The organism is Paenibacillus turpanensis (genome assembly GCF_011421635.1).
Taxonomy (GTDB): domain Bacteria; phylum Bacillota; class Bacilli; order Paenibacillales; family YIM-B00363; genus Paenibacillus_AK; species Paenibacillus_AK turpanensis.
The window spans coordinates 71,883-84,785 of record NZ_WTLI01000012.1; the positions used below are offsets into that span (position 1 = coordinate 71,883).

At 50.2% G+C, this 12,903-nt stretch carries 12 protein-coding genes; 7 read left to right on the forward strand and 5 right to left on the reverse strand.

Annotation, left to right across the window (positions count from 1 at the left end; all coding sequences use genetic code 11):
• The first annotated feature begins 190 nt into the window (after positions 1 to 190).
• Positions 191 to 1,516: a hemolysin family protein gene (locus GQS10_RS12700; RefSeq protein WP_166242696.1), complete on the forward strand. Its 1,326-nt coding sequence runs from the start codon at positions 191 to 193 to the stop codon at positions 1,514 to 1,516.
• A 132-nt stretch (positions 1,517 to 1,648) separates the two neighbouring features.
• Positions 1,649 to 2,611: a DMT family transporter gene (locus GQS10_RS12705; RefSeq protein ID WP_166242698.1), complete on the forward strand. Its 963-nt coding sequence runs from the start codon at positions 1,649 to 1,651 to the stop codon at positions 2,609 to 2,611.
• Positions 2,612 to 2,692: 81 nt separating this feature from the next.
• Here GQS10_RS12705 and GQS10_RS12710 read toward each other — a convergent pair whose 3' ends face one another.
• Positions 2,693 to 3,736, reverse strand: a complete 1,044-nt coding sequence (locus tag GQS10_RS12710) for a proline dehydrogenase family protein (RefSeq protein ID WP_243735140.1) — start codon at positions 3,734 to 3,736, stop codon at positions 2,693 to 2,695.
• Positions 3,737 to 3,883: 147 nt separating this feature from the next.
• Between GQS10_RS12710 and pdxR the strand changes: the two genes are divergently transcribed.
• The 3 genes from pdxR (at position 3,884) to GQS10_RS12725 (ending at position 6,442) form a co-directional block, all read left to right on the forward strand.
• A complete protein-coding gene (pdxR, locus tag GQS10_RS12715) occupies positions 3,884 to 5,305 on the forward strand; it encodes a MocR-like pyridoxine biosynthesis transcription factor PdxR (RefSeq protein WP_166242700.1) in 1,422 nt (473 codons plus the stop codon).
• Between the two features lie 16 nt (positions 5,306 to 5,321).
• The gene (locus GQS10_RS12720; protein ID WP_166242702.1) at positions 5,322 to 6,023 is read left to right on the forward strand and encodes a metal-dependent hydrolase; all 702 of its coding nucleotides are present in this window, start codon (positions 5,322 to 5,324) and stop codon (positions 6,021 to 6,023) included.
• Between the two features lie 146 nt (positions 6,024 to 6,169).
• Positions 6,170 to 6,442 (forward strand): hypothetical protein, encoded by a 273-nt coding sequence (locus GQS10_RS12725; protein ID WP_166242704.1) that lies wholly within the window; start codon positions 6,170 to 6,172, stop codon positions 6,440 to 6,442.
• 76 nt (positions 6,443 to 6,518) lie between these two features.
• On the opposite strand, the gene GQS10_RS12730 is transcribed toward GQS10_RS12725, so the two are convergent.
• Positions 6,519 to 6,929 carry a hypothetical protein gene (locus GQS10_RS12730; protein WP_166242706.1) on the reverse strand — a complete coding sequence of 137 codons (411 nt, stop codon included), beginning with the start codon at positions 6,927 to 6,929 and terminating at the stop codon, positions 6,519 to 6,521.
• Between the two features lie 300 nt (positions 6,930 to 7,229).
• Between GQS10_RS12730 and GQS10_RS12735 the strand changes: the two genes are divergently transcribed.
• The gene (locus GQS10_RS12735; protein ID WP_243735141.1) at positions 7,230 to 8,072 is read left to right on the forward strand and encodes a pentapeptide repeat-containing protein; all 843 of its coding nucleotides are present in this window, start codon (positions 7,230 to 7,232) and stop codon (positions 8,070 to 8,072) included.
• 219 nt (positions 8,073 to 8,291) lie between these two features.
• Positions 8,292 to 9,269 (forward strand): pectate lyase, encoded by a 978-nt coding sequence (gene pelA, locus GQS10_RS12740; RefSeq protein ID WP_166242710.1) that lies wholly within the window; start codon positions 8,292 to 8,294, stop codon positions 9,267 to 9,269.
• A 57-nt stretch (positions 9,270 to 9,326) separates the two neighbouring features.
• Here the strand turns inward: pelA and ahpF are convergent, their stop codons facing one another.
• The 3 genes from ahpF to GQS10_RS12755 all read right to left on the reverse strand — a co-directional run bounded on the left by ahpF (position 9,327) and on the right by GQS10_RS12755 (position 12,898).
• Positions 9,327 to 10,856: an alkyl hydroperoxide reductase subunit F gene (gene ahpF, locus GQS10_RS12745; RefSeq protein WP_166242877.1), complete on the reverse strand. Its 1,530-nt coding sequence runs from the start codon at positions 10,854 to 10,856 to the stop codon at positions 9,327 to 9,329.
• 10 nt (positions 10,857 to 10,866) lie between these two features.
• Entirely contained in the window at positions 10,867 to 11,430 is a 564-nt protein-coding gene (gene ahpC, locus GQS10_RS12750; RefSeq protein ID WP_166242712.1) for an alkyl hydroperoxide reductase subunit C, read from the reverse strand.
• Positions 11,431 to 11,701: 271 nt separating this feature from the next.
• Positions 11,702 to 12,898 (reverse strand): MDR family MFS transporter, encoded by a 1,197-nt coding sequence (locus GQS10_RS12755; protein ID WP_424991789.1) that lies wholly within the window; start codon positions 12,896 to 12,898, stop codon positions 11,702 to 11,704.
• Positions 12,899 to 12,903 lie beyond the last annotated feature (5 nt).

The following is a 12,903-nucleotide window of genomic DNA, read 5'->3' on the forward strand; positions in this document are numbered from 1 at the left end:
CGATGATTCCTTCATCTCAAGCGTTTTTTACATGAAAAATATGAATTTGTATGTATCCTTGGTATAGCTGCCAGGCTGCCCTGAATATGGATTAGAAAATGGTGTCGTTTGACGAATGTTTTTGGCAGTCTGTATAATTACAGGTAGAGCAATTTAATTCGAGGTGCTTTATTAAAGGAGGAAGATTTTTTTGGACAGTGACCCCTTATCATGGACGATTAATTTGGTTGCGGTTTTGCTGCTGGTACTTCTAAATGGCTTTTTCGTCGCTGCGGAATTTGCTTTGGTGAAGGTGAGAGGCAGTAGAATTGACACTCTGGCAGAGGAAGGAAACTTCAAGGCGAAGATCGCTCGACGTATTCTTTCCAATTTAAACGCATATTTGTCGGCCTGCCAGCTGGGGATTACGTTGGCGTCGCTTGCGTTAGGTTGGATTGGAGAGCCGGCTGTCGCCGATCTGCTCGAATTCGTTCTAGGGACATGGGTACCTGATTTTATTCTTCATACCCTATCTTTTATTATTGCATTTAGCATTATTACCGCGTTTCATATTACGATCGGCGAACAAGTACCGAAAACGTACGCCATCCGCAATGCGGAACCGGTTACGCTTTGGTGCGCTCCGCCGCTTCTGCTGTTTTATCGTATCATGTATCCCTTCATTTGGGCGCTGAACGGTTCCTCTAACTGGATGCTGCGCAGAGCCGGTGTTGAGCCGGAGGGCGAGCATGAATCCGTGCATACGGAGGAAGAAATCCGTGTACTTATGCAGCAAAGTCATCAAAGCGGGCTGATTGACAAAACGGAAATGACATTGATGGATAACATTTTCGAATTTGCGGAAACGAATGCACGGGAAATTATGATTCCTCGTACCGAAATGATCTGCTTGTATGCGGATGATTCGCTTGAAGAAAACAAGCGGATTGTGATGGGTGAAAAGCATACGCGTTATCCGGTTTGCGATCCGGATAAAGACAATGTGATTGGATATGTGCATATCCGTGACCTGATGGAGAACGACACGAAGAAATCGTTAAAGCAGCTCGTACGGCCGCTGTTAACAGTGCCCGATTCGATTCCGATTTCGACGCTGCTGAAGATGATGCAGAAGAAACGGACAGAGATGGCGCTGTTAATCGATGAATACGGCGGTACATCAGGGATCGTGACGACGGAGGATATTCTCGAGGAGATCGTCGGTGAAATTCACGACGAATTCGATGAAGGGCGTCCGCAAATCGAAGAGCGGGGCGAATCGGCCTATTCCTTCGACGGGCTTTTATTAATCGAAGAAGTTAACGATCTGTTAGGTTTGGAAATCGAAACAGACGATTACGATACGATCGGCGGCTGGATGTATTCGCAGGTAGAATTACCGCCGCGCAAGCAGCAGTGTGTTCGGCTGGAAGGCTTCGAGTTTATTGTTGATGAGGTAGACCATATGCGGGTTTCCCGTTTATCCGTGCGTAAGCTTGAAGACGTGAACGAGGATACGCTGAAGGGCGTCTCGTGATATTCATAGAGTGAACTGGCGGCCCTTGCAGGTGCAAGGGTCGTTTTGCGTGTTAAGGCATGGTTGGGAAGGGCTCGCTCTTATGGGGCGGGCTAGCAAGTAATGTGCGCAGCAGAATGGGGACTACTGAATATGAAAAAAACATATGCATTGTTGGCGCTGGCTACGATCTCATGGGGCGGCGCCTTTCTTGGCGGGAAAATTTCAACGCAAACATTAACCCCAGAGGCGGTGGCGTTTTTCCGGTTTTTGGTTGCGGCGCTGCTGCTGTTTCCAATGCTATGGCTGGACAGGCGCAGGCAGGGAAGAAAGCAGGCTACGGCTGGTGGGGATGCGGGGTCTACCATGTCCCTCGCTCGCAGCAAAACCTTTGGCGATTGGCTGCTCCTGTTTGCACTTGGCGCGACGGGGATGTGTCTTTATAACCTGTGCTTTTTCTTTGCGACGAAGCATGCGGCGATCGTGAAAAGCTCGCTTGTCATTGCAGTGAACGCTCCGATGATTACGGTGCTGTCAGCACTCTTCTTGAAGGAGCGCCTGAATGCGAGCTCGCTTGCTGGACTCATCGTAGCGCTGACGGGCTCCGTCTATGTTATCGTCGGCGGCGACCTTGGAAAGCTGTCGGCGCTGCGCTTCGAGCCGGTTGATCTTGTGCTGCTGGGCGCCTGTGTGTCGTGGGCCGTGTACTCCGTGTTGAGCAAGGTGGCCATGCGTAAGTTCAGCCCGCTGGAGGCCACTGCCTATGGCGCAGGCTTCGGCGCTTTGCTGCTGCTGCCGTTCGCGTGGACAACGACGACCTGGCAGCATATTGTCACGACCGGCTGGGATGGTTGGGCAGGAGTACTGTATGTCGGGGTGATCGTGTCGGTCGTTAGCTTCCTGTGGTGGAACAGCGGGATTAAAGAGGCCGGTGCGTCCAAGGCGGCAATCTTCGTCAATTTGATGCCGTTGTCGGCGATCGCGATGGCAGCCGTGTTTTTGGGCGAGACGTTCACATCGGCTCATTTGATCGGCGGTATGCTTATTTTTAGCGGGATTTATTTGAATATCCGGAAGAAACGTACACAGACCCGAACCAAGTCGTTGGCGGGATAGGTGGTAATCGAGAAGGTCGGCAGAAGGAGGGGGAGAGCCCGGATTTCTGCCCGACCTTTTTTATATATTCTGGAGGCGGAGTTATCCTTTTGGTGATATGTTTATGTATCCAGAAGCCTCAGCCAAATCGGCAACAGCCGTAAAGAGATTCGCCGGATGCTCCGCGAGGCGGTGGCATAAATATAAGAACCACTCCGTTCCGTAAGTGACATAAACTCGAGCGGAGATTCCTTGATCGCGGTATATTTTGATCAAATCCGGCCTGACGCCGTACAGCATTTCTACCTCGACAAAAGGCTGCTCCAAATATCCGCGCCGCTCCGCCTCATTCAAAATCACTTCATCATGCGTTGCAATCGAAAGCGGCTGCTGCCGCTGGACGCAGTGGTCCACCAGCGAAAGGTATCGTTCGTTCAAGGCTTCCGAACGAGGCAGCGCGATCTCCGGCGCTTCCAGAAAGGCGCCTTTCACGAGACGAATTTTACCGGGCAGCCGGACAAGCTCCTTAATGTCAGCCTCCGAGCGATGGAGATGGGCCTGGATGGTGATACCGATATTCGAAGCCTGCTGTACCGCATCTTTATAAAGGTGAACAATATTCTCGCATTTGGCATGCTCCTCCATGCTCACCATAAGCTCAAGGCCGTGCTTCCTGCCCTCATCGGCAAGCTCCAGCAGCTGGCTTAGGGCCAAATCGTAGTCAACAAAAAGCCCGATGTGTGATAAATCGAGACAAATGGAAGCGGGGACCTTCTCCTGTCGCAGACCGTTCATAAGTGCGAGAAACTCCTGCTTTGCAGCGATACATTCCTTTACGGTAGCCGTGTTCTCGCCCATAAATTCGGCAGATACGCGGTATCCCAGAGCATGAAGCTGCGCTGCGGCACGTATCCCGTCCTCGCGCCGGTCCCCGGCTATGAATCGTTTGGCTGCGCGCAGCAGGGTTTGATATAGCTCGGGCGAATGCAGCAGCGAGGCCTTCAAGGATGGATCCCGGGCTATACGCCGCAGTGCTTCCGCCGCCATTATTGCATGGTCCCTTACGGGTATTACCTCTCCCCCGAAGCTACCGTACGTCCCCTCAAGCGAGGTGTTGTTCAAGCAAAGGTTCATCGTATTGTCCATATTGGATACCGTCCTTTCCGCCAAAAAATATTCAACTTACGGTTGCTATTTTTAAATTCCATTGTTACCTTATCATGGTAAACTGGTTATGAAGAGAACCGCTTGATGGCATTTTGGATAGTACCGGTTTGAAAAGAGGGATCCGCTGTGGTTTGGTTTACGATTGATCGACAATCGTCGGTACCGTTAATTCATCAGATTTATATCGAACTGAGCGAACGGATTTTGCGAGGGGAGTTAAAGGCAGGAGCTGCTATCCCTTCCTCCCGGCAGCTGGCCGCCGAGCTGCACGTATCCCGCAATGTTGTCCTGCAGGCGTATGATCAGCTGCAGGCGGAAGGGTACATCGAGAGCCAATACGGCTCGGGTACGTTCGTATCGGAGGGAGCAAGCTTCCCGGAAAGCGGAGAACGGATGGTAGAGCCGTTCATCCCCGAGATGGAAGTCTTGGAAATGAAACAGCGTTCCGGCGACAGCAGTTATATCAGCTTCCGTTCCGGAACTCCTGCCTTGGATTTATTCCCCCGCAGCAAATGGGCTCGTCTCGCTCAGCGCATCATTCTCGAATCTCCGGAGTCGGCGTTCGGCTACGGCCAACCGGAAGGCCGCGAAGAGCTTCGAAAGGCTCTTACAGCCTATTTACTGCGCTCAAGAGGCGTTCGCTGCCATCCGTCGCAGCTGGTCATTACCTCAGGGGCCACGCAGGCGATTTCACTCATTGGAAGACTGCTTGGCGGTGAGGGTCGGACGGCCATCCTTGAGGATCCGATCACAAGGGATATCCAAACCATATTTGCCTCCTTGGGAGCACAATTGCACCCTATACCCGTTGATGAGCAGGGGATGCTGACGCAGCAGCTGCCTTCGGATTACAGACCCAGTTTTATTTATCTGACCCCCTCGCATCAATTCCCGACAGGCGGAACCCTGCCGATTCAGCGCAGAATCCAATTGATCGAGTACGCTCGCACAACAGGCTGCTACCTTGTCGAGGACGATTATGACAGCGAGTTTCGTTACGAAGGAGCGCCGGTGAGCGCCCTTCAGGGGCTCGAACCGGATAAGGTCATTTATATCGGTACGCTGAGCAAAATTTTATCTCCCGCCCTGCGCATGGGCTATATCATTTTTCCACATCCATTAATCGAGAAGGGACGCAGGCTAAAGTGGTTCAGTGATTTGCATACCCCGTCGCTTGAACAGCTGACGCTGGCTCATTTTATCGAAGAAGGGCATTTGGAGCGCCATGTGTTAAAAATGAAACGGGTATACCGAAAAAGGCGCGATATGTTGATTCGGCTGTTGAAGGAGACGTTTGGGGAGCAGGTGACGATTAGGGGCCAGGGGACGGGGCTTCATTTGATAGCCGATTTTCAAGGAATTCAGTTCACAGAGGAGCTGCTTGCAGAGCTGGATCATGAAGGTGTTGGGCTTCAGGCGGTAGAAAAACATGCGATGGAAAAGGGAAAGCGCGAGGGGCAAGTCATACTGGGGTTTGGACATTTAACCGAGCTGGAGATGGCCTTGGGATTGCGAATCTTAAAAAAAGTTATGCTACAATATGAATGAGGAGGGATAATCTACCATGGTTGAAGTTGTTTATCACGGACATTCTTGTGTACAGATTAACACTGGAGAGGTATCGATTGTGATCGACCCGTTTTTCACGGGGAATCCGCAAGCCGTATCCAAGCCGGAGGATATTAAAGCGGACTATGTGCTATTGACGCATGCGCATAAGGATCATACGGGCGATGCGCTTGCCGTTGCACAGGCAAATGATGCGACGATTGTCGCGATTCATGAGCTTGCTGTCTACATGGGCTGGAAGGGCGCGAAGGCCATCGGCATGAACGTAGGGGGCACCATTGACATCGGACCGGCCAAGGTACAGATGGTACCTGCCATTCACAGCTCGGCCTTCATAATTGAAGAGGAGCAGAAAATCATTTATGCCGGTACAGCGGCAGGGCTGATTGTTCGCGTGGACGGCTTTACGATTCTGCATGCCGGGGATACGTGCTTGTTCAGCGATATGAAGCTGATTGGTGAACGCAACGACATTGATTTGGCGTTTATCCCGATCGGTGATGTATTTACGATGGGGCCGGAGGATGCTCTTACTGCAGCAGAATGGTACAAGGCCCGCTGCGTTGTTCCGGTGCATCACAGCACTTGGGATCCAATTGCGCAGGATGCCGAGCGGTTCGTTCAAAGCTTGAAGGAGAAGTTCATCGACGGTCGTTCCATGAAGCCTGGCGAATCGATGACTTTGTCGGCGAAGTAGCAAGAGCTTTTATGAGCAGCTGACTTGAATACACGTACATAAGAAATCCTAGCATCTTAAAGGGTCCTGGTAAGCGGCACAAGCTGCGGCAGGATCTTTTTTAGCATAGATCGGGTACAGGTAAGAAAATATGGAGGTGCAAAAAGATGGAGTATACATTGACGAGTGTAACGTTCGTAGCAGTCATTTATTTGCTTCTTACCGTAATTAGGCTGGAAAGCCGAATCAAAAGAATGAGCTATAAGCTGGAACAGGTGGCGCAAAAGGTAGGGGTTCCCGAAGCTCCGATCGATGACGATTTGCGCACGCTTGTAAGAGAAGGAAAGAGGATTGAGGCGGTAAAGAAAGCAAGGGAGGTCCTGGGGCTTTCCTTAACGGAAGCCAAACAATATGTAGATTCGTTAGATCAGGACAAGTAATAGCCGGATTGTGAGAGGACTGCAGGAGGGAAAGCCTGCAGTCTTCCGTGTTTACTGACGAATAACTATGGTCCGTTTAGCGAACCCATTTTCTAGCGATCAAAAGTAGAAAATAGGCTGTAACCGGAATAGGAAAATAGGCGAAATAGGATAATCGATCATGCAGAATAGGCTGAGTAATGACGAGATACAATCCAGTGAAGAAAACCCCAACCACGATCGCATAGGGGATGCTGAGGGAAGCGCGTACAAAGCGCTTTTTAATCCAAGCCACTGTTATATAGAAAATAAGCAGTCCCAGAAAAATGAAAGGGGAATAGAGTAATAATAAAGTAAAAAACTCGGATGCCGACAATGTCATGGGTTCCATGGGAGGGCGAATCAAGCCGTACGTAACCGTTTCGACGATAATGATATACAAGGTTAGTGCTGCATGAAGTAATAAAAATGGCCCGATTTGAATTTCTCTACTGGCGTTATTGTTCAAAGTAGTGGCCTCCTTGCAATTCGGCGGTTGTGTGTTTGGCGGCACAAGAGCGATCATACTGGATGGTTCTGACCCAACCCTGAGTCGCTTAAATTAGGGCGAAGTAAAATACAAGCTATCACGGGGAGGACCGCTATCTATTCAACATTATACGCCTCATAATAGACATGTGAAATAGCCAAATCTAGTAACAATTGGGTCGTTATGAGACTCTATCTTCGCAGCTCTATTAACCAATGGTGAAACGTTTGTTTGATGTGGTAAGATAGTTGTTATCGCAAGTAAGGGATGTGTTCTTCATTGTCTAATCATACGATCAACCGTGATATAGAACGTTTTACCGCAGATTGTGAGCAGTGCTTCGGGTTATGCTGCGTTGCGCTGCCTTATGCAAAATCGGCGGATTTTGCTTTCGATAAAGAGGGAGGAATTCCTTGCCGAAACCTGGAAGGAGATTATCGATGCGGAATTCACAGTAAGCTGCGGAACAGCGGTCTGAAGGGTTGCACCGTTTACGAATGCTTCGGGGCAGGCCAGAAGGTATCGCAGCATACGTATGGGGGAAAAAGCTGGCGGGATCACCCGGAAACGGCCCAAGAAATGTTTCGAGTATTTCCCGTGATGCAGCAGCTTCATGAAATGCTCAGTTATTTGAATGAAGCAGTGCACAGAGAAGAAACGGCTCCTCTTCACGAAGAACTGCAGCAGGCCATTGAAGAGACAGAAAAGCTAGTCAGCCTTGATCCGAAATCGATTTTGAAGATTGACGTACCGATGCATCGTGCTGTTATAAACGGACTGCTTCTGCAAGCGAGCGAGAGGGTTCGGGCGAAATCGAAGAAGGCGGCCGAGAACAAGAAGCTGGATAAGCAGATCAAAGGAAGAGACTTATTTGGGGCGCAGCTTAAAGGTGTCGACCTGAGAGGCGCCAACTTAAGAGGGGTATATCTCATAGCCGCAAACCTCCGCGGAGCAGATCTGCGAGGTGCTGATTTGATTGGTGCGGACCTGCGGGATGCGGATTTGCGAGGCGCGGATTTGACCGGGACCCTATTCCTCACGCAGGCACAGGTAAACGCGGCAGTGGGCGATCGCACTACGAAGCTTCCGGATTCACTAAATAGACCTGCACACTGGAAATAATAGAAATCATTTGGTGAAACCACTCTAAATATTTGGAGTGGTTTTGTCTGTATTATGTACTTTTTTCGACATATGGGACCAATTATTGACACTCTATTATCTATCAAATATAATACAATTAAAGCGCTTACATAGAGTGAGTGAAAGGAGTGATAGAGCTTATATTTATGACTTTTAGCTTATAAGTCTTTAAAAAAACAAAGAGAGAAGGTTATTGTGATGAATCGAACGAAAACGAAAATGGTTTCTGTATGTTTGGCTGTAGCATTGGTGACGGGGGGTGCAGCTTCATTTACATTACTTCCTTCAACAGCTGTTTATGCAGCAGATGCCAGCGGTACGACGGCAAGCATCTCGGATATTGTGAAAAACCAGCGCTCGGATGGCGGCTGGAAAAAGGATTACTCGGTAACAAGCGGGGAATGGGCCAAGTCGACGATCGATAATAAAGCGACTTATACAGAGATCCGGAGACTCGCGGCAGAATATACGAAGACGAAAAACAGTACGTACTCGGCTGCTGCGGTTAAAGGAATCAACTTTTTAATTAATATGCAGTACAGCAACGGCGGCTGGCCTCAAATCTATCAAGCGTCCAGCTCCACATATCATAGACATATTACCTTCAATGACGATGCCATGGTCAATGTGATGATCCTGCTTGACGAAATTGCCAATAGAAAAGGTGATTTCTCCTTTGTCGACAGTGCGTTAGCTGACAAATGTAAAACTGCGGTTGCCAAAGGGGTGACCAACATGCTGCAAACTCAAGTTGTAGCCAACGGAAAGCTCACGGCCTGGGGGCAGCAGCATGACTCCGTTACCCTGAAGCCGGCGGGCGCAAGAGCGTACGAGGTTCCGTCTCTTTCCGCGAAAGAAAGCGTCGGCATTGTAAAATTCCTGAAAACTAGACCGGCTACCTCGCAAATCACGGCTGCGATCAATGCAGCGGAGCAGTGGTTACATGCAGTGAAAATAATTGGGATCAAGGTTGTAAAAACGAGCGACGATGTTGTGGTGGTGAATGATCCTAGCGTAACGACTCCGATCTGGGCGCGTTTTTACGAGATTGGAACAAATAAGCCGATCTTCGTAGGACGTGACGGTGTCGTTAAATATGCACTGAGTGAGATTGAGAAGGAAAGAAGAACGGGGTATTCCTGGTACGGAACTTGGCCATCTTCGATTATTAAGTAAACAAGAAAAAGCCGCTGAACTACCAAAAAAGGTAGCCTGCGGCTTTTTTGCTCTTCATTAATTGCGAATCAAGTAATCAAATGCGCCGAGAGCGGCATTTGCACCGGATCCCATGGAAATGATGATTTGCTTATAAGGACTGTTAGTGCAGTCGCCTGCAGCAAACACACCCGGTACGTTGGTAGCGCCGTGGCTGTTCACAACGATCTCTCCGAAGCGAGTGCGCTCCACGGTATCGCCTAACCAATCGGTATTCGGTACGAGACCGATTTGGACAAATACACCCTGTAATTCAACATGGTGCTCTGCACCGCTCTCACGATCGATGTAGGTAATGCCGTTTACTTTATCGGTACCGGTAATTTCTTTCGTTTGCGCATTTTTAACGACGGTTACGTTCGGCAGGCTGTACAGACGCTTCTGAAGAACTGCGTCGGCTTTCAGCTCCGGATTAAACTCGATCACAGTGACGTGTTTTACGATCCCGGCAAGATCAATCGCTGCCTCGACGCCGGAGTTTCCGCCGCCGATGACGGCAACGTCTTTCCCTGTAAACAGGGGACCGTCGCAGTGCGGGCAGTACGCAACGCCCTTGTTCTTGAATTCGGCTTCGCCTGGTACCCCGACATTGCGCCAACGCGCGCCGGTGGACAGGATCACGGACTTACTTTTCAGAACCGCGCCGCTTTCGAGCTCGATTTCGATGAAATCCTTCTTCTCCAAACGCTTTGCGCGCTGAAGCTTCATCACATCGATGCCGTACTCCTTCACGTGCTCCTCAAGGCTAGCTACGAGCTTCGGACCTTCGGTGTATTTCACGCTGATGAAGTTCTCGATGCCCACGGTATCCATGACTTGACCGCCGAACCGCTCTGCAACGATGCCGGTGCGGATCCCTTTACGCGCGGCATAAATAGCCGCACTAGCACCTGCAGGACCGCCGCCGACAACGAGTACATCATACGGCTCCTTGTTGGAAAGCTCCGATGCGTCAGGTCCGTTGCCCATTTTGGCAAGAATTTCCTCAATGGTCATACGGCCGCTGCTGAAAAACTCACCATTCAGGAATACGGATGGCACAGCCATAACGTCTTTGCTTTCAACCTCTGCTTTGAACACAGCGCCGTCAATCATGACATGGCTGATGCCCGGATTCAGAATGCTCATCAGGTTCAGAGCTTGAACAACATCCGGACAGTTGTGGCAGCTGAGGCTGACGTAAGATTCAAAATGGAATTCGCCGCGGATGCTCTTGATTTGATCGATTACGCTTTGATCAACCTTCGGGGCTCTTCCGCTAACCTGCAGAAGAGCAAGCACCAAGGAGGTAAATTCATGGCCGAGCGGAATACCGGCAAATGTTACTCCGGTATCTTCGCCTACACGATTTACACTAAAGCTTGGCGTTCTCTGCAATTCCGCTGTTTCTACACTGATTCTGGAGGACATGCTGGCAAGCTCATTCACAAGCTCCAGCATTTCGTTGGATACCTTATCGGATCCCAAGCTGACTTTAAGTATGATGTCGCCCTCCAAGAGCTGGAGGTACTGGCCTAGTTGAGCTTTTATGTCTGCTTCTAGCACGATGGATCGCCCCTTAAATCTTTCCTACAAGATCAAGGCTAGGCTTCAGAGTTGCTTCGCCTTCCTGCCATTTTGCAGGGCAAACTTCGCCTTCATGGCTGCGAACGTATTGTGCAGCTTTGATCTTGTTGATCAATGTGCTTGCGTCACGGCCGATGCCGCCAGCGTTGATTTCGATCGCTTGAATGACGCCGTCCGGATCGATGATGAATGTACCGCGGTCAGCAAGTCCGTCTTCTTCGATCAGTACGTCGAAGTTGCGGGAGATCGTGTGGGAAGGGTCGCCGATCATGATGTATGTAATTTTGCCGATAGCTTCGGAGCTGTCATGCCATGCTTTATGTGTAAAGTGAGTGTCGGTCGAAACGGAGTAAACCTCTACGCCAAGGTTTTTAAGCGTTTCGTACTGGTTTTGCAGGTCTTCGAGTTCTGTAGGGCAAACGAAAGTGAAGTCTGCCGGATAGAAGCAAACAATGCTCCATTTTCCTTTGAAGTCAGCCTCGCTAACTTCGATAAACTTTCCGTTGTGGTAAGCAGATGCTTTGAATGGTAATACTTCTTTTCCGATAAGAGACATTGATTTTTCTCTCCTTCACAGTATGGGTTTTTTCGGAATTATACAGCTTGTCCAGTATTTCCAACATATGAAAATGTTATGCTGTAATTATTCCAAAGTAGTTATAATTATCGTATAGTGATTTGTTCTTGTCAAGGAAAAACACTGAAAATGAGAAAAATTATCATTTGCATGCACTTTTATTATATACAAAATTTTCAAATAAATATCAAAATTCACGAGAATACCCCACTCAAACAATAGAGTGGGGTATTTCTGCTTCGAATAAGCGTTATTCGGCTGCTGCGGCAACCGGGGCTGGTTGTACCTCGGCCTGAACCGTCCGCTTAGGCGCGGTCTGAAGCCTTCGGATGAGCGTATATTGTGCGATTCCGGCAGCGACAAGGAATAGGGCGATAATGGCGAAAGCGGTTTGTCCGTTAGATATTTCGTAGATCGAGCCGAACAGCACCGGACCGAGTCCTCTTGACACCTGCCAATTCATGCTGTAAATCGAGAAGTACCGGCCGCGCATATCTGCGGGGGCGATCATGGAAACCGCTTTTTGCATATGCGGTCCGATCAGCATTTCGCCGATGGAAAACAACACCTCGCTGACAATTAGCAGCGCCAAGGTTGGGGCGAAGCCATAGCCGAGAGCAGTGCATACCATGAGGGAGAAGGAGAGCAGGACGATCCGGTAGGTTGCGTAATGCTCGGTTCGATTGGCGATAAACACTTGGAACAAGGTAACGACGGCGCCGTTAAGAGAAAGCATTGCAGCCAGCATCCACTTGTAGTCGTCGCTGAAACGGTCGCGCAAATGCAGCGGCAGCGTCGTTTCGACTTGGGCGTACAGCATACCGACCGGCACCATGAACAAGGTCATCCACAGCAGCGTCCGGTGCTCGCGCCAGTTCATCTGCAGGAGTGGCTGCTTTGCAGGCTTTCCGGAAGTCTGAGCACCGCGCGCCTCTTTCGGCAGCGTCTCAGGCAGCTTCAACAGCACCAGCAGCAGGAAGAGCGCGAAGCCGAGCGCAGATAACGCAAACACCAGCTGCGGCTCGCGGTTGAAGACATAGAGACCGAGCAGCGGGCCGACTGCGGCCCCGACGTTGAACGCCGTGTGCAGCGCGGCAAATACTTCCGCGCGCCGGTCTTCCGGCACCACGTCGGCGATTTGCGCATTGGCCGCCGGGCCGAACATGCTGTGCCCGATGCCGTTGAGGATCGCCATGGCGGCGAACATCCACACGGACTCGGCAAAAGCGAAGCCGGTCATGGCAAGCATATTCAACGCCAGCGAGGCGATCATAACCGGCTTGCGTCCGTATTTATCGGCGAGCTCTCCGCCCCACAGCCCCATCACGAGCCCTGTGAGAGGCTGTAGTCCTACGATCAGCATCGGCAGCAGGATCGAGCCGTCCATTTTATCGTATAAGTAAAACACAAGAAATGGCCGGATCATAAAGTTCGTTACCGTAACCATTAACG